Origin of the sequence: Corynebacterium sp., assembly GCF_030538285.1 — a bacterium.
Lineage (GTDB): Bacteria > Actinomycetota > Actinomycetes > Mycobacteriales > Mycobacteriaceae > Corynebacterium.
This window is the reverse complement of record NZ_JAUNUG010000005.1, coordinates 42,111-64,326: the sequence shown is the minus strand read 5'-3', so window position 1 is coordinate 64,326 and position 22,216 is coordinate 42,111. Positions and strand designations below refer to the sequence as shown.

Here is a 22,216-nt window from a genome sequence, read left to right as displayed (position 1 = left end):
TCAGTTCTCCTTCACGACAGTGACGTTGCCGGGGACAGCACCCTCGGCGTCGGCGAGTGCGGCCAGCTGGCGGGCGGTGAGTTCGCGGCGCGCGCCCTTCTCGAAGTGCTTCTCCAGGTAGTACTGGCCCACCATGAGCACGGAGGTCACGGCCAGGTACCAGGTGGCGGCCACCAGCAGCATGGGCACCGGGTCGAAGAGTGCGGCGGCGATGTCCATGGAGCGGCCATACAGTTCCAGGGTGTAGGGCACGGCGACGACGAGCGAGGTGGTCTTGAGCATCGAGATCAGCTCATTGCCCGTCGGTGGGATGATGATGCGCATGGCCTGCGGCATCACGGTACGACGCATGGTCATGGTCCAGCTCATGCCCAGTGCCTTGGAGGCCTCCATCTGGCCCTCGGGGACCGAGGAGATGCCCGAGCGGACGATTTCGGCCATGTAGGCGGCCTCGTTGAGACCCAAGCCGAGGACCGCGAGGAGGAAGGCGTTCTGCAGCATGGTCTGCAGATCGATCTCCGCGAAACCGACGTTGATACTTTGATAAAGCGAGCCGAGCAGACCCCAGAACACCAGCTGGACGTAAACCGGTGTGCCACGGAAGACCCACAGGTACACCCAGGCCACACCGCGCAGTACCGGGTTCGGCGACATGCGCATGACGGCCAGCGTCGCGCCGAGGACCACGCCGATGAGCATGGCCAACACAGTCAGAGCCAGGGTGTGCAGAGCGGCGGTGGCCACGCGCGTGTCGAAGAGGTACGCCCGGTAGGTGTCCCAGCCGTAGGCTTCATTGCGCAGCGCGCCGATGATGAACCAGGCGAACAGGGCCAGCACGATGGTCGCGAGAATCCAGCGACCCGGGTGGCGTAGCGGCTTCGCCTGGATAGGAGCGGGGGTGCTCATGCGATCTCCTTCTCGTTGATCATGGCGCGGTCGATGAGACCGGTGGTCACGCCCCACTGGGCGAGGATGCGTTCGTAGTCGCCGGTATCGATGAGGTGTTGCAACGCCGCCGCCATCGCTGGGCCGAGCGGGGAGTCCTTCGGTACGGCCCAGCCGTAGGGGGCGGCGTCGAACATGTCGCCGGTCAGTTCCAGTCCACCTTCGGAGCGCTCGACGGCCCAGGCGGTGACGGGCGAGTCGGCGGACAGGGCATCGGCGCGGCCCATGAGGGCGGCGAGCGCCGCGTTGTCGGAGGTGTCGTAGGCGAGGATGGTGATGGGATCTTCCCCCGCCTCCTCACAGGCCGCCGACTTCGGGCGGACATCATCAGTGTCGGACACCGTGGTGCGCTGCACCGCGACCGTCAGGCCGCAGGCGTGATCCGGATCGACCGTTTCGCCGGTGGGCTGGGCCCATTGGATGCCCGCGTAGAGGAAGTTGACGAAGTCGAAGTTCTGCCGCCTTTCCTCATTATCCGTGAACCCGGAGGTGCCGACATCCAGGGTGCCAGCCTGCACAGCGGGCAGAATCATGGCGAAATCCTGGTCAACCGGTTGGAACTCCAGGCCCATGACGGCAGCGGTGGCCGCCGCCAGGTCCATCTCCAGGCCGATGATGGAGCCGTCGGAATCCTTTAACTCGAAAGGCGCGAAGGGAGGGTTGGTGCCGCCGGAGAGCACACCATCCGCGGCGACCGCTTCCGGCACCAGCGCGGCAATTTCGGGGACCTCCGCGGGGACGATCGGCTCCCAGCCTTCCGGATGCCCGTCCTCGACGTTGGTGACACACGCACTGATGCTTATCGACGCCGCGACCGTCACCGCCGCCAGCATTGTGCGGCGCATTATGCCGGTTGCTCCGTGTTGATGATTTCGGACTCGCGGCGGGTGTTGGCCACGCGATCAGCGATGATGAAGGTGGCCACAACCGCGCCACCGAGCACGACGAGGCCGAGGACGGCCAGCACATTGTCGCCCGGGGAGAGCAGATCGGCGTTGGCGGACTGCCAGGGCCACAGGGAACGCAGGGAACCGAGCATGAGGCCGGCCATCAGGGTCAGCGTGACGGTGCGGTGCTTCTCCAGTGCCCAGGTGAGGATCTTGACGAACAGGGCGATACCCACCAGCGCGCCCGCCGCGAAGGTGGCGATTACCGGCCATTCCCTGTTGGACAACGCCCCCATGATCGGGGTGTAGAGTCCGACGGCCAGCAGCATGTAGGAGCCGGAGATACCCGGCAGGACCAGTGCACACACGGCGATGGCGGCGGCGAAGAAAACGATCGGCAGAGCGGGATCCTCCCGCGGGGCAGAGACGAAGCTGGTGCCCAGAAAGCCGATCACCGCAGCACCGAGGAAGAGCGGGATGACCATGCCTGCCCGGCGACGCAGGTCGCGGGGGTCCATCATGGCCAGCGGCACCCAAATGGAGACGGCGACCATGCCGAGGAAGAGAGCGCGGGCGTACTCGGGGGAGTTCTCCACGAAGTTATGCAGCACGGTCGACAGGGAGAACACTGCAAGCACCATGCCGACGCCGACGGCGATGAGGAAGAACCAGTCCACCTTGCCGAACTCGCGGCGCAGCAGCTGGTTGCCGGTGTTGAGGGCGCGCTCGTAGATACCGACTACGAGCGCGACAGTGCCGCCGGAGATACCCGGCACGAGCTCCGCCATGCCGATGAGGCCGCCGCGGATGACATTCGCCAGGATGTGCAGCGGGGTGCGCGGCGTCTTGGCGGGGTAATGATGGGTGGTCGTCATGGCCACTCACATTACGGCACTACCTCAGGTTGGACGCGACAGCCTGGATGATGGTGCCGATCACAGCTACGGCGACCACGCCGACGAGCCAATCGCGGCCGACAAGCAACGCGCCTTCTTTCTTCTCCTCATCATTGTTGGAGGAGAGCATCTCGAATCCGGAGGAGCCGCTGGTGACTTCCTCCGGCACATCCGAGCTGGCATGAGCGGCCGGGGCCACCGAGAAGGTCAGGGCGGTGGCAGTGGTGAGGGCAATAAGAGTCTTTCGCACGGGAGAAATCATACTGCAGATCAATTCTCCTCGGGGATCATGGAGATCGCCCCGCATGGACATTCCTCGGCGCAGATGCCGCAGCCCTTGCAGTAGTCGTACTTGAACTCATATTCACCGGCAGCCAGTTTGGTCACCGCGTTGTCGGGGCACACCCCGAAGCAGTTGTCGCATCCGAAGCAGTTGCCACACGACATGCAGCGGCGGGCCTCCAGCAGGGCGGAGTCCGCGTCGAGGCCTTGTACCACCTCGTCGAAGGTGTCGGCGCGGCGGGCACCCTCCAGGCGTTCGCGCACCTGGTGGGGAGCCTCAGAGTAGTACCAGGTCTCCATGCGATCCAAAGTCGCGTCTGCAGGCTTGATTGCGGGGGTGTAGGGGACATCGCGCAACCAACCGTCGATGTAACGGGCGGCCTTCTTACCATGGCCGATGGCGACGGTGACGTTCTTCTCACTCGGCACCATATCACCGCCGGCGAAGACCCCGGCGCGCCCCGTCATCATCTGCTCATCGACCTGGACTACACCACGGTCGATCTCGACTCCCTCGGTGCGCTCCAGCAACGTGAGGTCGGATTCCTGGCCGAGTGCCATCACCAGGGAATCCGCCTGCAGATCCTCGTACTCGCCGGTGGGGGTGAGGTTGCCATCCTCATCGATGGCCATCTTCTCGACCTTCACCGTGCCCTCGTCGACGTGGTTGACTGTCGACAGCCAGCGCATGGTGATGCCCTCCTCCTCGGCCTCCATGACCTCCGAATCATGGGCCGTCATCCGATCGCGGGTGCGGCGGTAGAGGATGACCGACTCAGTGGCGCCCAGGCGGCGGGCCGTGCGGGCAGCGTCCACCGCCGTGTTGCCACCGCCATAGACCACCACGCGGCGACCCAGCAGGGGAGCCTCCCCGGACTCCGTACCGCGCAATAGGTCGACAGCATTCAAGATGGTGGCCGCCGAGCCAGCCGGCACCTCCACATTGCGTCCCAGCTGGGCACCGACGGCGGTGAACACGGCGTCGAAAAGCTCTAGTTCGGCGTCGACATCGGTGACAGTGACGCCCTGCTCGAAGGTGACGCCGAGGGCAGCGATGCGGGCGATCTCGGCGTCGAGAATGTGCCGCGGCAGGCGGTAGGAGGGGATGCCGTAGCGCATCATGCCACCGGGTTTATCACCTTGATCCCGCACGGTGACCTCATGGCCCAGGCGCGCCAGATGGTAGGCGGCGGACAGCCCGGAAGGACCGGAACCGACAACGAGCACCTTCTTGCCGGAAGGATCCTTGAGCGCTTCGACCTGCCATCCTTCCTCGATGGCGCGATCGCCGAGGAAACGCTCGATGGCGTTGATGCCGACAGCCTCGTCGACCTCCGCGCGGTTACATGCGGTCTGGCACGAGTGGTAGCAGACGCGCCCCATGACCGCAGGCAGCGGATTGTTCACCATGATCTCGCGCCACGCGGCCTCATAGTCACCCTCCTCCGCGTGGTAGAGCCAGCCCTGGATGTTCTCACCGGCGGGGCAGGCCTTGTTGCACGGTGGGAGAAGATCGACGTAGACGGGACGTTCGCTGCGCCAGGAGCCGGTCTTGTTGGCCAGCGACGAACCGGTCTGCAACGTGATGGCGAAGGGCATGCCCAGGTTCTGACTGCTCACTTGTCGTCTCCTTCGTACTTGATGAACTCATCCAGTGACTGCTCGTCGATGAGGTTGTAACGGCGGATGTTGCGGTCGGCGACCGCCTGCAGGCGCTCAATGACCTCCGGTGCGCCGCCCTTGCGGAACAGATGCGCGTATCGACGCTGCAGCTTCAGGTACTCCTCCACCGGTGCCGGCCGGCGGATCTTCTTCACCGACGTGACCTCGCCGTACTCCGCCTCGAACACCGGGAACAGGCCGGTCTGGGTGGCCAGGCGGGCCAACTTGATGGTGTCCTTTGACGCCGAACCCCAGCCGAGTGGGCAGGGTACGAAAACATGCAGGTAGCGAGCGCCGCGCATCTCCATCGCGCGGGTCACCTTGTACTCCAGGTCATGCAGATCGGCGACGGTGGCGGTGGCGACATAGGGAATCTCGTGCGCCATGGCGATCCGCGGCAGGTTCTTGCCCTGCCCGAAGACATTGCCCGGCTCCGGGCCCACCGGCTGGGTGGTCGCGGTGCGCGCGGCCGGCGGGGTGGCGCCGGAGCGCTGCACGCCGGTGTTCATGTACGCCTCGTTGTCGTAGCAGATGTAGAGGACATCGTCATTACGCTCGAACATGCCGGACAGGGGCCCGAAGCCGATGTCGACGGTGCCGCCGTCACCGCCTTGGGCGACGACGCGGACATCCTCGCGTCCCTTTGCCTTGAGCGCCGCGGCCACACCCGTAGCGACGGCCGGAGCATTGCCGAACAGCGAGTGGATCCACGGCAGGTTCCAGGACGTCTCCGGATAGGGGGTGGAGAAAACCTCCAGGCAGCCGGTGGCATTACACGCGATGAGCTGGCCGTCGGTGGTGGCGACCGCGGCGTCGAGGGCGTAGCGGGCACCGAGTGCCTCGCCACATCCCTGGCAGGCGCGGTGACCGGAGGTCAGCGAGTTGAAGCGGTCCGGGCCCGACTGAATCGACAGTAACTTGTCCTCGATAAGTCGATTACCGACGGCGAAAGAGCCCACCTGATAGAACTTCGTGTCCTCCGAGCCGGGGATTTCCGTTTCCGGGAAGCTTGGCATGGGCAGGGCTGTGGTGTAGCGAAAATCAGACATGTCAGTTCTCCCTCGCGGCTAGGTCGCGGAGCATGTTCTCCGGAATGGCACCGGAGCGGCGTTCGGTGTTCTCGCGGTTAAGCTCGGCGTCGACAAGCTCGTGATCAAGGTCCAGGAAGGTCGTATCCTCCACCTCGTCGACGACAGCCTTGTCGAGGTAGGCGTGCAGCGAATCCTTCGTGATGTCACGGCCGCCGAGCCCGGCGATGAGTTCGTGGCAGATAAAGCGCTTGCCCCGCATTGCGGCGCGGCAGTGCGAGGAGACGATGCCGCCGATGCCGACGGAAAATGCCTTCTCCAGCACGATGAAACGCGTGCAGTTGCTCAGCGCCGCGCGGACCGCGGCGGCGGGGAAGGGGCGGAAGGAAACCAGTGAGAGCACGCCGATCTTCTCGCCCCGCCCGCGGCGCTCATCGATAACATCGCGCAGCGTGCCGGTGACCGACCCTAGACACACGATGATCGTCTCAGCGTCCTCGATGCGGTAGTGATGCATGAGCCCACCGGAATCGCGGCCGAAGATCTCGGCGAATTCCGCGCTCACCCGCGGGATCACATCCAGGGCCTGCAGCTGCTTGTGATGGGCCAGGTAGCGCACCTCAGTGAATGCTTCGGGGCCGACCATCGCACCAATGGAGATCGGGGCGGCCGGGTCCAGCACCTGGCGCGGTTCATAGGGAGGAAGGAACTTATCGACGTCCGTCATTTCCGGGATATCCACCTGCTCCATCGCGTGGGTGAGGATGAAACCATCCATGCACACCATCACCGGCAAGGAAAGCTCCTCGGCGATCTTGAAGGCCTGGACGTGCAGGTCGGCGGCCTCCTGGTTATCAGTGGCATACAGCTGTAACCACCCGGAGTCGCGCTGAGACATGGAATCAGTCTGGTCGTTCCAGATGTTGATCGGCGAGCCGATGGCGCGGTTGGCCACCGTCATGACGATCGGCAGACCCAGGCCGGAGGCGTTGTACACCGCCTCGACCATAAACAGCAGGCCCTGCGAGGCAGTCGCAGTGTACGAGCGGGCGCCTGCCGCCGACGCGCCGATGGAGGCGGACATCGCCGAGAACTCACTCTCGACGTTGACGTACTCGCAACTGCCCAGCTCTCCCTTCTTACTCATCGCGGATAGGGCCTCCACGATGTGGGTCTGCGGGGAAATCGGATAGGCGCAGATGACCTCCGGACGGCACGCGGCGACGGCCTGGGCCACCGCCTGGGAACCCTCGATCTGCTTAAGCATGGCTTGCCTCCTGCTGCTTGGATACGACCAGGTCATAAGCCGCCCGCGCGGCAGCGACATTCATCTCGCCGACCTTGCCCGGGAAACGGGCCATGATGGCGTGGGCCACCGACTCCATCCGGTAGAGACCGGTCAACGCCGCCACCCCGCCGAGCAGCACTGCATTCGGCACGGTGCGGCCCGTGTGCTCGCGGGCGATGTCGGTGGCCGGGAGCGTCATGAAATGCCCCGCGGGCTGGCGGGCCTGCAGATCGCTGAGCCCCAGTTCAGCGCTGCGCTTCGAGGAATTGATGAGTACATAACCTTCCTCCGTCAATCCCGAGATGACATTGAGGATCGGCAGCAGCGTGCGGTCCTGCACCACCACTAGATCCGGGTGCAGCACCGGCTCCCGCGTGCGGATCGGGGTGTCGCTGATGCGGCAGTACGCCACCACAGGAGCCCCCGTGCGCTCCGATCCGAAGGAGGGAAACGCCTGCGCGTGACGCCCCTCCTGGAAAGCCGCCATCGCAATGAGGTCGGATGCGGTGACCACGCCCTGCCCGCCTCGACCGTGAATTCTTACTTCGACCATATGGTCCACTCTAAGAGCCGGGCCCCCGAAATGTGCGGCAACTGCGCAGGAGAGGGAAGCGGAGGAGTGTGTTTTTCGCCGCTGACTAAGAGAATGTGAAAGTAGTTGTCAGTTCAACCCTCCTGGGAGTAATCCATGCTCCGATTCCGCCGCCTGGCCACCCTGCTTGCCGCCGCCCCCGCCCAGGCCCAGCCGGGCAACGCCGTCGTCTTCGGTGACTCCTATACCGCCATGCCGGACCAGTTCTACAACCACTATCGGAGCAGCTCGTTGTCCTCTGACATGGTGCCCGCGGATTACCCGCGCGCCTCGGGCGGCTGTCTGCAATCCCCCCACAACTGGCCCCGCAAGATGGCCCGGCAGACGGGTGTTCCCGTCGTGGACCGCTCCTGTACCGCCGAGACCTCCCGATCCATGCTGGGGAAGATCGACGCCGCCATCCGGGAAGGCGATCTTACCGGCGGTACCCGCGCCGTCTACCTGGCCATCGGCGTCAATGACTGGGGCCCCTTCGGCCGCAGCGAAGGCGCGGACTCCAGCAACGTGCCGTCGATGACCGAGCGCTTCTCCCACAACCTCTCCATCGCCGCCGCCAAGATCCGCAGCGTTGCGCCGGGTGCCCGCATCATCGTTGCCGGCATGCTGGAGGTGACCAATGGCACCGGCCTGTGCCCCATCCAGGTCATCCCGAACCTGCCGCTGGGCATCCCGGTCCCGGGTCATCAGGTGGAAAACAACATCCGTGAAATGCAGCGCGTCGGCGCCGAGCGCAACGGCATGATCTTCGTGGACTACTACGCGATGACGCGCGGCCACAACACTTGCGCCCCCGATGCCTCCCGTTACATCGCTGGCGTCATCGACTTCACCAGCCCGGGCTACACCATGTCGCTGCACCCCACGGACCTGGGCAATGAGGTTTTGGCCCGCAACAACGGCGCCGCGATGCTCTAAAACGCGCACCTTGCTGGCGTCGGGGTTAGAGCAGCTCTTCGATGTCGGCCTCGGCGGGATCCACACCATCGAGAAGCGTCCCGGTGACGCGCTCCTCAAATCGAGCGCGCACCTTGTCATAGGTCTCTGCCTCGAATCGGTAGTAGTACACCAGCGGCAGATGATCGTAGACCTCGTCGAGGTAGCCGGTGACAAACTCCTCCACGTCCGCGCGTTCCTCGAGCGCCGGGACCGAGACGTAGAGGAACAACGGGCGGGTGAGTGCCTGGTAGGAGCCGTCCTGCACGCCGGCCAGAGACGGCTCAACACCGTCCACGGCCAGGGTTGCCATGACGTTGCGGTCTGCTTCGTCGGCGGCCAGATAGTTACCGATACCCATGAACCCGAGGGCATTACTGTCGTCGGCGATCCACCCGGTGAGCTCATCGATGTCGTCGGTGGAACGGTAGTCATCGCGGATGGCTCCGGCCTCACCATTGACGGCGCCGGTGAAATAGTCGTAGGTACCGGAACCTGCGGGGCGCCCCACCAGGACAATCTCCTCGTCGGGCCACTCAGTGCGCACGTCTGACCAGGTGGTGACCTGGGAATCCGGCGCCCAGATTTCCCTCAGCTCTGCCAGGGTGATGTCTTGGACGGCGCCGTTGGCGGAGTTGCGCACCACGGACAGAGCATCGAGCGCGATAGGCAGCTCGATGAACTCAATATCATTGTCGGCGCAGAGGTCAACGTAGTCCGCAGGGATCGGCACGGAGGCGTTGTTGAGGTGGGAATCGCCCCGGCAGAACTCCTCGAAACCGTCGAGGGTGCCGTCGGTGGTCTGCTCGATGGCCACCTGCTCGGCGCGGGCCATGTGCGCGGTAATGGGCGCGACCGTGGAGGAACCGGTGATACGGATGGGGTCGTCGCTTGCGGTGCAGCCGCTGAGCATCAGGGTGGCGGCGATCAGCGCGGCGGTGGCACGGTGGGACATCATGCCTCCTCCTCGTCCTTGCGGCCGCGCAGATCAGTCATCAGTTCGTCGATGAACAAACGGATGTTGAGCCACCGGCTGCTGGTCGCGGCGAACAGCTCGGGCAGACGCTCGATCTCTTCGCGCTGGCGCTGCTCCTGCAGTTCCTGCAGACGGCGTTCGGTGTCGGCGAGGATCTCCTCGAGCTGCTCTTCCAGGGTGAGCTTGGGATCAGTGGTCATGGTGGGCTCCTTCTAGAAAATCACGGTGAGGAAGATGAGCAGGGCCGGCAGTGCCAGGAAGACGCCGAGGACCCACCCGGCTATGTAGAGCTTGTTCTCGGCTCCCAGCCGGGCCAGGGTGGTGGCGCCGAAGATGGGGATGTTGCGCAGGAACGGCAGACCATAGATCAAAACCGTGGCGAAAAGGTTGAACAGCAGGTGCACCAGAGCTGCCTGGATCGCCAGGCGTGCTTCCACACCGGTGAAGGCGAAGGCCGCAATGAGGGCGGTGATGGTGGTGCCGATGTTCGCGCCCAGTGTGAAGGGGTATACCTGCTTGAGGGAGAACGTGCCGGAACCGGCCAGCGGCACCATCAGCGATGTCGTCGTGGAGGAGGACTGCACCATGACGGTGATGAGGGTGCCGGACAGGATGCCGGACAGCGGGCCACGGCCGATGGCGTTGTGAAGGACCTTCTTGGCCTTGCCCACCATGACGACCTTGAGCAGCACGCCGATGAAGTTGATCACCGCGAGGATCAGGCCGATGCCGATGACGATCAGCAGGATGCCACCCCACGGGGCGGGCAGGAGATCACCGATCATGCCGATGAGGTCGGCCAGCGGATCGGTCACGGTGGTCACCGCGGTGCCGATGCCGGCGAAGATGGTGGCGAAAAGCCCACCATCAGAACCGGCGAGTCCATCGGCGAGGAAAGTGGAGGTGCGGTCGAGGATGCCGAACATCATCTCCAGCGGCAGGAAGATGACCACTGCCAGGAGGTTGAAGAAGTCGTGCACGGAGGCGGCGGCGAAGGCGCGTCGGAAGTCTTCCTTCTGGCGGACCATGCCCAGGGAGACCAGCGTGGACGTCAGTGTCGTACCGATGTTCGCGCCCATGAGCATGGGGATGGCGGTGGCCATGGGCAGACCACCGGCGACCAGGCCGACGGTGATGGAGGTGACAGTCGACGAGGATTGGATAAGCGCGGTCGCCAGCACACCGATCATCAGGGCGATGAGCGGGTTGGAGGCGAAGGCGAACAGTTCCTCCGCCTGGCCGCCGGTGGCTGCCTTGAATCCATCACCGATCACGCTGACGGCCGTGATGAGCAGGTAGATGCCCAGGGCTACGGCGACCCAGTTGGCGATGTCGAGGGCCTTGCCCTGCAGTCCGAAGCGTTCCAGGGGGCTGCGCGCTGCGGCCTCGACCTGGTCTGCGGGAACCTCGGGGGCGTCCGGCATAGTGGGGGTGGACACGTCATTGTCTCCTGTGGTGTGCGCGGGTCGGGGGTGGCCCGACGTGGAGCGCTCTCACTCTAGGATCAGGTGGTGTCCACGAGGAAACCCCCTGGTGAACCGGTAGTTGACCAGGGGGTAATTCTGCGTGAGTTAAAAGGGTGCCCCCGGTGGGATTCGAACCCACACTGTACGGGTTTTGAATCCGTTGCCTCTGCCAGTTGGGCTACGAGGGCGTGCCTAATCATCTTAATCCATGCTCCCCCTGCTCCGGCAATCAGGCTGGCTACACTGGGATGGCGTGACTGAGAACAACCGCCTTTTGCTCATTGACGGGCACTCGATGGCCTTCCGTGCCTTCTATGCTCTGCCCGCCGAGAACTTCTCGACGACCGGGGGACAGCACACCAACGCCGTCTACGGTTTCCTCTCCATGCTGGCTAATATCCTCGCCGAGGAACGTCCGAGCCACATCGCGGTGGCTTTTGACGTCGGGCGCCAGACTTTCCGTACGGAGATGTTCCCCGAGTACAAGGCGCAGCGTGAGGCTTCGCCGCCGGAGTTCAAGGGGCAGGTCGACATCCTGCAGGAGATCCTGGAGGACCTGGGTATCCAGACTCTGAGCATGGCGAATTACGAGGCGGATGACATCCTCGCCACGCTGACCACCGCCGCGCAGCCCCTGGGTTTTGAGACGCTGATCATCACCGGGGACCGCGATTATCTGCAGCTGGTCTCCGATGAGGTCACGGTGCTGTATCCGATGCGCGGGGTGTCCACGCTGCATCGTTTCACCCCGGCCGCGGTGGAGGAGAAGTATGGGCTCACCCCGGCGCAGTACCCGGATTTCGCGGCGCTGCGCGGAGACCCGTCCGATAACCTGCCCAACATTCCGGGCGTGGGGGAGAAGACGGCGACGAAGTGGATCCAGCAGTACGGCACGCTGGATAACCTGCTGGAGCATGCCGCGGAGATCAAGGGCAAGGCCGGCGATAATTTTCGCGAGCGCCTCGACCAGGTGCGTCTCAACCGCCAGCTCACGCACATGCTCACCGATATGGAGCTGCCCGTCGGCCCGGATCAGCTCACCCAGCGTCCCGCGGATGTGGCGCAAGTCGCCGCGCGTTTCGATGACCTGCAGTTCGGCGCCAACCTCCGCGAACGGATCCTCGCGGTGGTGCCCACGGAAGGCACGCTGGAATCCACCTCCGAAGAGCTTATCGACGTCACCGTCGACGACCAGCCCCTCTCCGAGTGGTTGCCCGCCCGCGCGGGGCAGGGCCTGGCCTTGTTCGCGGTCGGTGACGCGCGCCCGAATCAGGGGGATGTGCAGGCGGTGGCGATCGTCGATAAGCAACGACATGCCGTCAGCGCCGAAGTCGCCGAACTCGACCCGGCCGACGATAAGGCCCTGGCCACGTGGCTGGCGTCGGAGGACCCGAAGTACCTGCACGGCGCGAAGGCGGCGTTCCACATGTTCGCCGGTCGCGGGATGGAGCTCGGTGGCGTCACGCACGACACGGCCATCGCGGCATACCTGCTGCGCCCCGGCCAGCGCACCTATGAGCTCAAGGATGTCTACCAGCGCCATCTGCAGCGCCAACTCGCCGAGCCGGAGGGGCAGCTGTCTCTGCTGGGCGATACCTCGCTAGTGGATTCCGCGGCGGCCGTACTGGAGCTGTCGGAGGAGCTGGCCAAGCAGCTGCAGGAGATCTCCGCCTATGAGCTGTACGCGGATCTGGAGATCCCGCTCTCCGCGATCCTTGCCCGGATGGAGGCGACCGGTATCGCTGTGGACGTGGACACGCTGGAGGATCAGCTGGCCACGTTCATCGAGCAGGTCAAGGAGGAGGAAGCCGCCGCGCGGGAGCTGGCAGGCGACCCGAACCTCAACCTGTCGAGCCCGAAGCAGCTGCAGGTGGTGCTTTTCGATACCTTCGGCATGCCCAAGACCAAGAAAACCAAGACGGGTTATTCCACCGCCGCCGCCGAGATTGAGGCGCTGGCTGCGAAGAACCCGCACCCTTTCCTGGATCATCTGCTCGCGCACCGTGAGTACCAGAAGATGAAGACCACGTTGGAGGGCCTGATCAAGACGGTGCAGTCGGATGGGCGCATCCACACCACTTTCAATCAGACCGTCGCCTCCACCGGGCGTCTGAGTTCCACGGATCCCAACCTGCAGAACATTCCGGTGCGCACCCCGGCGGGCCGGCGGATCCGTTCGGCGTTTGTCGTCGGCAAGGGCTATGAATGCCTGCTCACCGCCGACTACTCCCAGATCGAGATGCGTGTCATGGCGCATCTGTCTGAGGACCCCGGGCTCATCGAGGCCTACCGGGATGGCGAGGACCTGCACAATTACGTCGGTTCGCGCGTGTTCGACGTCCCCATCGACGAGGTCACCCCTGAGCTGCGGCGTCGCGTGAAGGCGATGTCCTATGGTCTGGTCTACGGCCTGTCCGCCTTTGGGCTTTCCCAGCAGCTGTCGATCCCCGCTGGGGAAGCGAAGGGCATCATGGAGAACTACTTCGAGCGCTTCGGCGGGGTGAAGCGTTACCTCGCCGAGGTGGTGGAGCAGGCACGCAAGGACGGCTATACCTCGACGCTGTTCGGACGGCGGCGCTATCTGCCGGAGCTTACGTCCGATAACCGCGTCGCCCGCGAGAACGCCGAGCGCGCCGCGTTGAATGCGCCGATTCAGGGCACGGCGGCGGACATCATCAAGGTCGCCATGATCCGCGTCGATCGCGCGCTTATCGACGCCCGCGTGAAGTCCCGCGTCCTCCTTCAAGTCCACGATGAGCTGGTGGTTGAGATCGCCCCCGGCGAGCTGGGGCAGGTGCGTGAGATCCTCGAGCGCGAGATGGATTCGGCGATCACCCTCCGCGTCCCGCTGGAGGTCTCGGCCGGGTCCGGGGCGAACTGGGACGAGGCGGCGCACTAGATCGGGGGTGGCCTGATTCTCTTACATCAAGATTTTACTGACCTGGGGTTATGCCGCCCGGCACCCTCGCGGACGTAAGATTTTCAGGGATCCAGGTGGGTCAGGTCCGGAATGATCTCGAAGCCCGCCAATTGCTCCGGGGAGTGGGAGGTCGCCACGGCGATGACGCGGCAGCCGGCGCGTGCACCAGCCTCGAGCCCTGCGGGGGCATCCTCCACGACGACGCACTCGGCGGGGTCCGCCCCGAGGTGGCGGGCCGCGAGGAGATAGCCGGCCGGGTCGGGTTTGCCCACCTCCACATCCTCCGCGGTGACCAGCACGTCCGGCACCGGTAATCCGGCGGCCGCGAGGCGGGCGCTCATGAGTTCGCGACCTCCCGAGGTCACCGCCGCCCAGCGCTCGCGGGGGAGTGAGGCCAAGAGTTCTGCAGCGCCCGGCAGCGCCACGACCGAGTTGAGGTCAGCCATCTCGAGGGCGAGCAGGCGGTGGTAGGCGGCGTCGATACGCTCGGGAGGCAGGAAGTCCGCGAGGGTGTCCTTCGCCCGACGACCGTGGCTGACCTGCAGGATAGCCTCGCCGTCGACTCCGTTCTCGGCGGCCCAGATGCGCCAGGCGCGCTCGACGGCCGGGGTGGAGTCGACGAGCGTGCCATCGATGTCGAAGAGCCAGTAGGTCATAGCGCGGTGTAGTACTCGTGAAGCTGGGCAGGATCAGACTGCACGCCTTCGATCTCGTCGAGGATGAGGTGCCAGCCGAGGGCGTAGTCGACGGCCTCCTCGCCGAGCAGTCCCTCGTGGGTGAGCCGGATGTTGCCTTCGCCGATTTTCCAGGTGACGAAGGACTCCGGCAGGCCCGGCCAGGTCCACGTGTGCACCAGGGCCCGCGGCGGATCGGAGTGGGTGACCTCGCCGGTGGCACGGCCCTCGTCCCCGAAGTCGTAGATGACAGTGTCATCGTCGACGGGCGCGGTCACGGCCTCCCAGAGTTCTTCCACGGAACCCGGCAGGGTACGGTCGAAGCGGATGGTGCCGTCGGTGATGGAACCGGCGCCAGCGGGTGTGATGTCAGGACTCAGGTTCATGCCCCCGAGCCTAGTTGCGCCACGAAGATCGCGGTGCCGGGGAAGATGCGACCCCGCTCCGGAGACCACTGGCCCCAGTTCTGTTTCAGGTGCTCCGGCCACTCCGGTTCGATGAGATCGACGAGGTGGAACCCGGCCGTATCGAGGGCCCGAACCCAGTCGCCGAGGGTGCGGTGGAACTCCGCGTAGGTGACAGTGCCGTTGGCGTCGTGCTCGACGTACTCCCGCTCGAAGTAGCTGATCTGGGCCTCGAAAGCCTGCGGATCATCGGGGAAGATCCACCGCATGGGGTGGTTGACCGAGAACACCAGGCGGCCGCCGGGGCGAAGGACGCGGGCGACGTCGATAAGCACCGCTGTAATGTCGGGGACGAAGGGGAGCGCGCCGAAGACGGAGAAAGCGACGTCGAAGGAGTCGTCGCGATAGGGGAGTGCCTGGGCGTCGGCCTGGGTCAGCGGGACGCGACCGTCGGCGTGGGCGAGCATCGCGGGCGAGAGGTCGAAGCCGGTGACGAACGCGCTGGAATGCCGCGCCAGCCACGAGGCACAGGGCGCGGAACCGCAGCCGATCTCCAGCACGGTGAGCCCGGAGACGTCGCCGAGCAGGCGGGCCTCGGATTCGGCGAGCATCTCCGGACACCAGTGGAATCCGTCGAGGTAGGAGGCGTGCCGGTCATGATAGTCGGCGGCGTCGAGGTCCCACCACGAACGGTTCGCACGAGCTGCCTGTGAGGCGGATGTTTCCGGTGTGATCATGGACTTCCGTCGCTTCCCGTGGTATTTGCCCTTGACTGGTCAAGGCACTAGTGTGTATTGGGCGTGTCTGTGTCTTGCGGTGCAGTGGACTGTAATAGGAGGGTCCGCGCATGCGCGGGGTGAGATCGGACGAAGCCGAGAGATACGTTCCTGTCCACTTTCTATCTCCTATCCAATTCGGAGCAACTGAACACATGCCCAACACCACTACACCTCAGGTTGCCGTCAACGATATCGGCACCGCTGAGGACTTCCTCGCAGCAGTCGACGCCACGATCAAGTACTTCAACGATGGTGACATCGTCGAGGGCACCGTCGTCAAGGTCGACCGCGATGAGGTTCTGCTCGACATCGGCTACAAGACCGAGGGCGTCATCCCGTCCCGTGAGCTGTCCATCAAGCACGATGTTGACCCGGACGAGGTCGTCGAGGTCGGCGATCAGATCGACGCACTGGTCCTCACCAAGGAGGACAAGGAGGGTCGTCTGATCCTCTCCAAGAAGCGTGCACAGTACGAGCGCGCCTGGGGCGCCATCGAGGAGCTGCAGGAGAAGGACGAGCCGGTCACCGGTACCGTCATCGAGGTCGTCAAGGGCGGCCTCATCCTGGACATCGGCCTCCGCGGCTTCCTGCCGGCCTCCCTCGTCGAGATGCGTCGCGTCCGCGACCTGGATCCGTACATCGGCCAGGAGCTCGAGGCGAAGATCATCGAGCTGGACAAGCACCGCAACAACGTGGTCCTGTCCCGTCGCGCATGGCTCGAGCAGACCCAGTCCGAGGTCCGCTCCGAGTTCCTGCACCAGCTACAGAAGGGTCAGGTCCGCAAGGGCGTTGTCTCCTCCATCGTCAACTTCGGCGCCTTCGTCGATCTCGGCGGTGTCGACGGCCTGGTGCACGTCTCCGAGCTGTCCTGGAAGCACATCGACCACCCGTCTGAGGTTGTCACCGTCGGCGATGAGGTCACCGTTGAGGTTCTCGACGTCGATCTCGACCGCGAGCGCGTCTCCCTGTCGCTGAAGGCGACCCAGGAGGACCCGTGGCGCGTCTTCGCCCGCACCCACGCTGTGGGCCAGATCGTCCCGGGCAAGGTCACCAAGCTCGTCCCGTTCGGCGCGTTCGTCCGCGTCGAGGAGGGCATCGAAGGCCTCGTCCACATCTCCGAGCTGGCTCAGCGCCACGTGGAGGTCCCGGACCAGGTCGTCACCGTCGGCCAGGAGGCCATGGTCAAGGTCATCGACATCGACCTCGAGCGTCGTCGTATCTCCCTGTCCCTCAAGCAGGCTGACGAGGACTACACCGACGAGTTCGACCCGTCCAAGTACGGCATGGCCGACTCCTACGACGAGCAGGGCAACTACATCTTCCCGGAGGGCTTCGACCCGGAGACCAACGAGTGGCTCGAGGGCTTCGACGAGCAGCGTCAGGCCTGGGAGGCCCGCTACGCCGAGGCAGATCGTCGCCACCAGCTGCACACCGCTCAGATCGAGCGTCACCGTGCCGCTGCCGCCGAGGCTGCCGAGCAGGCTGCCACCAACTACTCCTCCGAGTCCGAGGACGCAGCTCCGGCGTCCACCGAGGCTCCGGCAGAGACCACCGGTGGTTCCCTGGCTTCCGACGAGCAGCTCGCTGCTCTGCGCGAGAAGCTGGCCGGCAACTAATTTAGCCGCCTGAAAGGCCCCGTCCTTCCCCTTGAGTGGGGAGGGCGGGGCCTTTCTGCGTCCCCTGCGTTCCTAGCGGGAAGGGTCGAAAGCAGTGCCTTTAGGGCGGGTGGCGGCCTGCTTTCGACCGCGTCAATTCGATGTGCAGACTGGTCATGACCAGTGTTCGGCGACACATCTTATGATCCCTTGTGTTCTTTTCCGGTTGAGGCCTATGATGGGCATAATGCCAATACTCCGGGATAAACCGGACAGGATCCACGGCCCATCGGACATGAAGTGGTCATGACAACAGCCCGGACGGAGCAGACGGCAGCCACGTAGCTCTGACATCCGAAAGGGAAGCGTCCATGGCATCAACGACCACAACGGCGCAACACATCATCAAGGAGATCGGCGGGGCCGAGAACATCACCTCGCTGACCCACTGTGCGACCCGACTCCGCATGCAGCTGGCCGACCAGTCGCTCGTCGACCAGGAGGCGCTGGAATCAGATCCGGCTGTCCTCGGTGTCGTCAAGCAGGGCACCACCGGCCTGCAGGTCATCATGGGGGGCGGCGTCGCCGAGTTCTATCAGGCGATGCTCAAGGAACCGGGCGTCCAGCAGGACGGCGGGACGAAGGCGGCGTCGACAAGCAAGGAATACGGGGGAGTGCGCGGCAAGTACTCCTATGTGGACTATGCGTTTGAGTTCCTGTCCGATACCTTCCGGCCAATTCTGTGGGCGCTGCTGGGTGCCTCGCTGATCATCACCTTGCTCGTGCTGGCCGACACCTTCGGCCTGCAGGATTTCCGCGCGCCGATGGAGGAGCAGCCGGACACCTATGTGTTCATGCACGCGATGTGGCGCTCGGTGTTCTACTTCCTGCCGATCATGGTCGGCGCGACCGCGGCCCGCAAACTCGGCGCCAACGAATGGGTCGGCGCCGCCATCCCCGCCGCGCTGCTCACGCCGGAGTTTCTGGCGATGGGTTCCGCCGGCGACACGGTGACGGTGTTCGGCCTGCCGATGGTGCTCAACGATTACGCCGGCCAGGTCTTCCCGCCGCTCATCGCCGCGATCGGGCTGTTCTGGGTGGAGAAGCTGCTGAAGAAGATCATCCCCTCCGCGGTGCACATGGTGTTCGTGCCCTTCTTCTCCCTGCTCATTATGATCCCGGCGACAGCCTTCCTGCTCGGTCCCTTCGGTATCGGCGTGGGTAACGGCATTTCCGCCCTGCTGGAGAATGTGAACAACTTCTCGCCGTTCATCCTCTCCATTCTTATCCCGCTGCTCTACCCGTTCCTGGTGCCGCTGGGTCTGCACTGGCCTCTCAACGCCATCATGATCCAGAACATCAATTCCCTGGGCTACGACTTCATCCAGGGCCCCATGGGCGCATGGAACTTCGCGTGTTTCGGCGTGGTCACCGGTGTCATGATCGTCTCCCTCAAGGAGCGCAACAAGGCCATGCGCCAGGTCTCCCTCGGCGGCATGATGGCCGGCCTGCTGGGCGGTATCTCCGAGCCGAGCCTCTATGGTGTGCTGCTGCGCTTCAAGAAGACGTACATGCGTCTGCTGCCGGGCTGTTTCGTCGGCGGCGTGGTGATGGGCATCTTCAACATCAAGGCCTACGCCTTCGTGTTCACCTCCCTGCTGACCATCCCGGCGATGGATCCGTGGTTGGGTTACGTCGTCGGTATTGCCGCCGCGTTCTTCACCTCCATGTTCCTGGTAATCTTCTTCGACTACCGCGGTAAGGAGGAGAAGGCTGAGGCTCTCGCCCAGATTGAGGCGGAGCGCACCGCCGCTTCCGAGGCGGAGGAAGAGCGTATCGACGCCGCGTCCGCCCCGGTCGCCGGTGCCGCCGCCGCTGGTGGTGTTGCGACGCTGACGAAGACCGAGATCGCGGCCCCGCTGGAGGGGCGCGTGGTGGCGCTGAGCGAGGTTCCCGACGCCGCGTTTGCTGGCGGCGCCCTGGGTAATGGCGTGGCCATTGAGCCGAGCGGCGATACGGTCGTCGCCCCGGCTGATGCCCAGGTGCTCACCGTGCAGAAGTCCGGCCACGCCGTTGGCCTGCGCCTGGAAAATGGTGTGGATCTGCTCATCCACATCGGCATCGATACCGTCCAGATGGGTGGCGAGGGTTTCGAGGTGCTCGTGGAGAAGAAGCAGCAGGTGAGCGCCGGTACGCCGCTCATCCGCTTCGACCGTGCCGCCATCGAGGCCGCTGGCTACCCGGCGATCACCCCGGTGCTGGTGTCCAATACCCGCAAGTTCGCCTCCGTCGAGGGCCATCCGGATGCCGCGGCGGGCGAGCCGATCATCACCGTCACGCCGAAGGAGGAACGCGCCTAGTATCGGGCGCATGAAGATCATCGGACTCACCGGCGGGATCGGCAGCGGGAAAACTTCCGTTGCCGATCTCCTGCGTTCTCATGGCCTGCCCGTCATCGACGCCGACCAACTCGCCCGCGATGTCGTCGAACCCGGCCGGCCCGCCCTCGCGGAGCTGGCCGAGGCTTTCGGCACCGACATCCTGGCAGCGGACGGCACCCTTAACCGCGGCGAGCTCGCCGCCCGCGCCTTCGCCTCGGAGGAGGCGACGCGGCGACTCAACGACATCACGCATCCCCGCATCATGGCCCTGCGCGATGAGCTTATCGACGCCGCCCGCGACGCCGGTGAGCCCGCCATCATCTACGACATGCCGTTGCTGGTGGAAAAGGGCCAGCACGAGGACATGGACCTGGTTGTGGTGGTGCACGTGGACGTCGAAAAGCGGGTTCAGCGACTGGTGAACGGCCGCGGATTGGGGGAGGACGATGTACGCCGCCGCATCGCCGCGCAGGCCAGCGACGAGGAGCGTCTGGCGGTGGCCGATGTGGTCATCGATAACAACGGGGCACGGGAGGAACTGGAGGCGCAGGTTCAGACGCTCGTTGATCAGGTCACTGTGCTGTAGCGTCCTGATGCGCCAGCGCGGCGACCTGGTCGATCCATTCGGCGCGCTGATCCGGGGTGCTCTTGCGGACGGGTGCCAGGAATGTGAATCCCTTCTGCTTGATGCCGCAGAAGGCAAGCGTGCCGGCTCGTAGCGAGCGCAGGCGCGTGTCCGGCATGAACCACGAGAGAATCCCGGGAGTGTCCGACGTGGCAATCACGCGTCCGGTCCGTCCTGCGAGGAGACCTTCCGGAAAGCCGTTGGGCTTGTATCGGTAGTCCTCGCCCCGCAGCAGTGTGCGGTCGAGGAAACCTTTGAGTAGTGCGGGGATGGAACGCCACCACACGGGGGTGATGACGACGATGTGTTCTGCCGCGCGAATTGCCGCGCGGGCGTCGACGAGGTCCGGCTCCAGCTCCATGTCGCGCGTGTATCCGTAGCGCATGTCAGGGTTGAAGTCGAGGTCACGCACGGCGATGAGCCGGGCGTCACCGTGGGCTTGTGCGTAGGTGGCAGCGAGGGTAGCGCACAGGGAGTCGGGGTTCGGGTGGGCGTCGATGACGAGGGTGAGCATGGCGATGGTCCTATCTTGACGGTGTCAACTTGGTGGACAGTGTCAAGATTACCTAATGTGGGACTCATGTCAACCGGTTCGTATCACCACGGTGACCTCGCTACCGCACTCGAGTCCGCAGCCATGGGGCTCCTGGAGTCGCAGTCAGCGGCGGCCCTCTCCTTGCGAGCCATCGCTCGCGCAGCGGGCGTCAGTCACAACGCCCCCTACCACCACTTCGGTGACCGCACAGGCCTACTCAAGCGACTCGCCGAGATGTCCCAGCAGGAACTCCTCGATGGCCAACGCCGCGCCGTGGACAAGGAAGCCGGTGGGGCAGTAGAACGCCTGTTGGCCTGCGGTGAGGCCTACGTCCACTACGCCGTGAGACACCCCAACCGTTTCTCCGCGATCTTCAACCCTGAGATCTGCGAACCGGGGTCCCCGACCCCCGGCATGGCGCCACTCATCGCGGCCAACGAAAATCTCCTGTCCTCCCTGGTCGAAGAAGTATGGCCGGGAGCTGCGCCGACCCGGGCCGCAGCGATGTGGAGTGCCATCCACGGGCTGGCCACGCTGGTTGTCGCCGGGCACCTCCCCGAGGATGCGGTCCCAGGCATTCTGGCTGACCTCCTCCCTGAGACCTCTCATTCCGGAAACCAGAACACCGCGTCGCGGTAGGTCCACTTCGGAACGCGCATGCCCTCCGGTGGGTCATCCGGGGAGCCGAGCCCCGCGACCCCTGAGCCGAAAGCGAGGGTGAAGTCCACGACCGCCCGTGGCAGATGGTTCTCCGAGGTCACGACTATGACGGACGTGGCCGCGGGCAGCAACTCGCGGGCGAAGCGGGCACTGTCGACGGTGGAGGTGGACCGGTCCTCGACCCGGGCGACGGTGATGCCGTGACGGAGAAGCCAGTCACGCATCGCGTGGGCCTCGGTGCCGCCGGGGCCCGTGGGGCCACCGGTGACCACGACCTGCACCGCGGGGCGGGCCTGCGCCAGCTGCCGAGCCGTCTCGAGTCGGTGGATGAGGTTGGAGCGCAGAGTACCGTCCTCGTTGAGGCGCTCCCCGAGGACGATGATCGGGGAGTCGACCGCGACCGCCTCCGGGTCGACGACTGGGGAATGGAGGGCGTCGAGTGCCAGGGTGACCTGCCCGTGATGGGCAGGAGGCAGCGCTACGAGCGCCGCGCTCCGGAATTCATCGTCTCCCGCGTAGTCCGCGGAGAAGGCGGCCGCGGCCGGGAGGGGGTCGTCCGGAGCAGCGATCGAAGACAGCGAAAAGCTGGATGCCTGCGCCGGGGCGCCGGAGAGCAGAGCGGTGCTGAACAGGGCCGCGAACAGGGCCCGCGGGACGTCGATAAGCATGGCGACTACAGTGGTGCAGC

Annotated in this window: 22 protein-coding genes and 1 tRNA gene; 6 read left to right on the top strand and 17 right to left on the bottom strand. The window is 65.0% G+C overall.

Annotated elements, in window-relative coordinates; translation table 11 throughout:
* From Q4G50_RS03090 to Q4G50_RS03055, 8 genes are read right to left on the bottom strand one after another with little or no spacing between them, the layout of a single operon-like run.
* The gene (locus Q4G50_RS03090; protein WP_303376178.1) at positions 1–906 is read right to left on the bottom strand and encodes an amino acid ABC transporter permease; all 906 of its coding nucleotides are present in this window, start codon (positions 904–906) and stop codon (positions 1–3) included.
* A complete protein-coding gene (locus tag Q4G50_RS03085) occupies positions 903–1,790 on the bottom strand; it encodes an ABC transporter substrate-binding protein (protein ID WP_303376177.1) in 888 nt (295 codons plus the stop codon). Before Q4G50_RS03085 ends, Q4G50_RS03090 begins: the two co-directional genes overlap by 4 nt.
* Positions 1,790–2,707: a DUF368 domain-containing protein gene (locus Q4G50_RS03080; protein WP_303376176.1), complete on the bottom strand. Its 918-nt coding sequence runs from the start codon at positions 2,705–2,707 to the stop codon at positions 1,790–1,792. Before Q4G50_RS03080 ends, Q4G50_RS03085 begins: the two co-directional genes overlap by 1 nt.
* Before the next feature lie 19 nt (positions 2,708–2,726).
* Positions 2,727–2,978: a hypothetical protein gene (locus tag Q4G50_RS03075; RefSeq protein ID WP_303376175.1), complete on the bottom strand. Its 252-nt coding sequence runs from the start codon at positions 2,976–2,978 to the stop codon at positions 2,727–2,729.
* Between the two features lie 20 nt (positions 2,979–2,998).
* The gene (locus Q4G50_RS03070) at positions 2,999–4,630 is read right to left on the bottom strand and encodes an NAD(P)-binding protein (RefSeq protein ID WP_303376174.1); all 1,632 of its coding nucleotides are present in this window, start codon (positions 4,628–4,630) and stop codon (positions 2,999–3,001) included.
* Complete coding sequence (locus Q4G50_RS03065) at positions 4,627–5,721, bottom strand: thiamine pyrophosphate-dependent enzyme (RefSeq protein ID WP_303376173.1); 1,095 nt, start codon at positions 5,719–5,721, stop codon at positions 4,627–4,629. The genes Q4G50_RS03070 and Q4G50_RS03065 overlap by 4 nt, the downstream gene beginning before the upstream one ends.
* A 1-nt stretch (position 5,722) precedes the next feature.
* Positions 5,723–6,967: a hypothetical protein gene (porA, locus tag Q4G50_RS03060; protein WP_303376172.1), complete on the bottom strand. Its 1,245-nt coding sequence runs from the start codon at positions 6,965–6,967 to the stop codon at positions 5,723–5,725.
* Complete coding sequence (locus tag Q4G50_RS03055) at positions 6,960–7,541, bottom strand: 2-oxoacid:acceptor oxidoreductase family protein (protein ID WP_303376171.1); 582 nt, start codon at positions 7,539–7,541, stop codon at positions 6,960–6,962. The genes porA and Q4G50_RS03055 overlap by 8 nt, the downstream gene beginning before the upstream one ends.
* A gap of 135 nt (positions 7,542–7,676) precedes the next feature.
* On the opposite strand from Q4G50_RS03055, the gene Q4G50_RS03050 reads away from it, so the two are divergent.
* The gene (locus Q4G50_RS03050) at positions 7,677–8,495 is read left to right on the top strand and encodes a GDSL-type esterase/lipase family protein (RefSeq protein WP_303376170.1); all 819 of its coding nucleotides are present in this window, start codon (positions 7,677–7,679) and stop codon (positions 8,493–8,495) included.
* A gap of 25 nt (positions 8,496–8,520) precedes the next feature.
* Here Q4G50_RS03050 and Q4G50_RS03045 read toward each other — a convergent pair whose 3' ends face one another.
* The 4 genes from Q4G50_RS03045 to Q4G50_RS03030 form a co-directional block, all read right to left on the bottom strand.
* Entirely contained in the window at positions 8,521–9,471 is a 951-nt protein-coding gene (locus tag Q4G50_RS03045; RefSeq protein WP_303376169.1) for a substrate-binding domain-containing protein, read from the bottom strand.
* Positions 9,468–9,689, bottom strand: coding sequence for a hypothetical protein (locus tag Q4G50_RS03040; RefSeq protein WP_303376168.1), 222 nt, complete (start codon positions 9,687–9,689; stop codon positions 9,468–9,470). The genes Q4G50_RS03045 and Q4G50_RS03040 overlap by 4 nt, the downstream gene beginning before the upstream one ends.
* A 12-nt stretch (positions 9,690–9,701) precedes the next feature.
* Positions 9,702–10,928 carry a Na/Pi symporter gene (locus Q4G50_RS03035; protein WP_303376167.1) on the bottom strand — a complete coding sequence of 409 codons (1,227 nt, stop codon included), beginning with the start codon at positions 10,926–10,928 and terminating at the stop codon, positions 9,702–9,704.
* A gap of 141 nt (positions 10,929–11,069) precedes the next feature.
* Positions 11,070–11,143, bottom strand: a tRNA-Leu gene (locus Q4G50_RS03030).
* Positions 11,144–11,229: 86 nt separating this feature from the next.
* Between Q4G50_RS03030 and polA the strand changes: the two genes are divergently transcribed.
* On the top strand, positions 11,230–13,854 hold the full coding sequence (gene polA, locus Q4G50_RS03025) for a DNA polymerase I (RefSeq protein WP_303376211.1): 2,625 nt from the start codon (positions 11,230–11,232) through the stop codon (positions 13,852–13,854).
* An 83-nt stretch (positions 13,855–13,937) separates the two neighbouring features.
* On the opposite strand, the gene Q4G50_RS03020 is transcribed toward polA, so the two are convergent.
* The 3 genes from Q4G50_RS03020 to Q4G50_RS03010 are packed head-to-tail and all read right to left on the bottom strand — an operon-like array spanning position 13,938 to position 15,690.
* On the bottom strand, positions 13,938–14,531 hold the full coding sequence (locus Q4G50_RS03020; RefSeq protein ID WP_303376166.1) for an HAD family hydrolase: 594 nt from the start codon (positions 14,529–14,531) through the stop codon (positions 13,938–13,940).
* Entirely contained in the window at positions 14,528–14,935 is a 408-nt protein-coding gene (locus Q4G50_RS03015) for a hypothetical protein (protein ID WP_303376165.1), read from the bottom strand. Before Q4G50_RS03015 ends, Q4G50_RS03020 begins: the two co-directional genes overlap by 4 nt.
* Positions 14,932–15,690 (bottom strand): class I SAM-dependent methyltransferase, encoded by a 759-nt coding sequence (locus Q4G50_RS03010; RefSeq protein WP_303376164.1) that lies wholly within the window; start codon positions 15,688–15,690, stop codon positions 14,932–14,934. Before Q4G50_RS03010 ends, Q4G50_RS03015 begins: the two co-directional genes overlap by 4 nt.
* Positions 15,691–15,884: 194 nt before the next feature.
* Between Q4G50_RS03010 and rpsA the strand changes: the two genes are divergently transcribed.
* The 3 genes from rpsA to coaE all read left to right on the top strand — a co-directional run bounded on the left by rpsA (position 15,885) and on the right by coaE (position 20,294).
* Positions 15,885–17,348: a 30S ribosomal protein S1 gene (gene rpsA / locus Q4G50_RS03005; protein WP_303376163.1), complete on the top strand. Its 1,464-nt coding sequence runs from the start codon at positions 15,885–15,887 to the stop codon at positions 17,346–17,348.
* A gap of 350 nt (positions 17,349–17,698) precedes the next feature.
* Positions 17,699–19,687: a glucose PTS transporter subunit IIA gene (locus Q4G50_RS03000; RefSeq protein WP_303376162.1), complete on the top strand. Its 1,989-nt coding sequence runs from the start codon at positions 17,699–17,701 to the stop codon at positions 19,685–19,687.
* A gap of 10 nt (positions 19,688–19,697) precedes the next feature.
* A complete protein-coding gene (coaE, locus tag Q4G50_RS02995) occupies positions 19,698–20,294 on the top strand; it encodes a dephospho-CoA kinase (protein ID WP_303376161.1) in 597 nt (198 codons plus the stop codon).
* Here the strand turns inward: coaE and Q4G50_RS02990 are convergent.
* Entirely contained in the window at positions 20,281–20,847 is a 567-nt protein-coding gene (locus Q4G50_RS02990) for an NAD(P)H-dependent oxidoreductase (RefSeq protein WP_303376160.1), read from the bottom strand. The two genes, coaE and Q4G50_RS02990, sit on opposite strands and share 14 nt — an antisense overlap.
* 66 nt (positions 20,848–20,913) lie before the next feature.
* Between Q4G50_RS02990 and Q4G50_RS02985 the strand changes: the two genes are divergently transcribed.
* Positions 20,914–21,507 (top strand): TetR/AcrR family transcriptional regulator, encoded by a 594-nt coding sequence (locus tag Q4G50_RS02985; protein WP_303376159.1) that lies wholly within the window; start codon positions 20,914–20,916, stop codon positions 21,505–21,507.
* Here Q4G50_RS02985 and Q4G50_RS02980 read toward each other — a convergent pair.
* Complete coding sequence (locus tag Q4G50_RS02980) at positions 21,474–22,196, bottom strand: YdcF family protein (protein WP_303376158.1); 723 nt, start codon at positions 22,194–22,196, stop codon at positions 21,474–21,476. The two genes, Q4G50_RS02985 and Q4G50_RS02980, sit on opposite strands and share 34 nt — an antisense overlap.
* Positions 22,197–22,216: the final 20 nt, after the last annotated feature.

Bases quoted from the DNA above. Each gene is read 5' to 3' on its own strand.
- Q4G50_RS03015 (WP_303376165.1), bottom strand. From the start codon at position 14,935: ATGAACCTGAGTCCTGACATCACACCCGCTGGCGCCGGTTCCATCACC.
- Q4G50_RS03090 (WP_303376178.1), bottom strand. From the start codon at position 906: ATGAGCACCCCCGCTCCTATCCAGGCGAAGCCGCTACGCCACCCGGGT.
- rpsA (WP_303376163.1), top strand. From the start codon at position 15,885: ATGCCCAACACCACTACACCTCAGGTTGCCGTCAACGATATCGGCACC.
- Q4G50_RS03010 (WP_303376164.1), bottom strand. From the start codon at position 15,690: ATGATCACACCGGAAACATCCGCCTCACAGGCAGCTCGTGCGAACCGT.
- Q4G50_RS03055 (WP_303376171.1), bottom strand. From the start codon at position 7,541: ATGGTCGAAGTAAGAATTCACGGTCGAGGCGGGCAGGGCGTGGTCACC.
- Q4G50_RS03080 (WP_303376176.1), bottom strand. From the start codon at position 2,707: ATGACGACCACCCATCATTACCCCGCCAAGACGCCGCGCACCCCGCTG.
- porA (WP_303376172.1), bottom strand. From the start codon at position 6,967: ATGCTTAAGCAGATCGAGGGTTCCCAGGCGGTGGCCCAGGCCGTCGCC.
- Q4G50_RS02990 (WP_303376160.1), bottom strand. From the start codon at position 20,847: ATGCTCACCCTCGTCATCGACGCCCACCCGAACCCCGACTCCCTGTGC.
- Q4G50_RS03020 (WP_303376166.1), bottom strand. From the start codon at position 14,531: ATGACCTACTGGCTCTTCGACATCGATGGCACGCTCGTCGACTCCACC.
- Q4G50_RS03040 (WP_303376168.1), bottom strand. From the start codon at position 9,689: ATGACCACTGATCCCAAGCTCACCCTGGAAGAGCAGCTCGAGGAGATC.
- Q4G50_RS03065 (WP_303376173.1), bottom strand. From the start codon at position 5,721: ATGTCTGATTTTCGCTACACCACAGCCCTGCCCATGCCAAGCTTCCCG.
- Q4G50_RS02985 (WP_303376159.1), top strand. From the start codon at position 20,914: ATGTCAACCGGTTCGTATCACCACGGTGACCTCGCTACCGCACTCGAG.
- Q4G50_RS03000 (WP_303376162.1), top strand. From the start codon at position 17,699: ATGGCATCAACGACCACAACGGCGCAACACATCATCAAGGAGATCGGC.
- Q4G50_RS02980 (WP_303376158.1), bottom strand. From the start codon at position 22,196: ATGCTTATCGACGTCCCGCGGGCCCTGTTCGCGGCCCTGTTCAGCACC.
- Q4G50_RS03050 (WP_303376170.1), top strand. From the start codon at position 7,677: ATGCTCCGATTCCGCCGCCTGGCCACCCTGCTTGCCGCCGCCCCCGCC.
- Q4G50_RS03045 (WP_303376169.1), bottom strand. From the start codon at position 9,471: ATGATGTCCCACCGTGCCACCGCCGCGCTGATCGCCGCCACCCTGATG.
- Q4G50_RS03085 (WP_303376177.1), bottom strand. From the start codon at position 1,790: ATGCGCCGCACAATGCTGGCGGCGGTGACGGTCGCGGCGTCGATAAGC.
- coaE (WP_303376161.1), top strand. From the start codon at position 19,698: ATGAAGATCATCGGACTCACCGGCGGGATCGGCAGCGGGAAAACTTCC.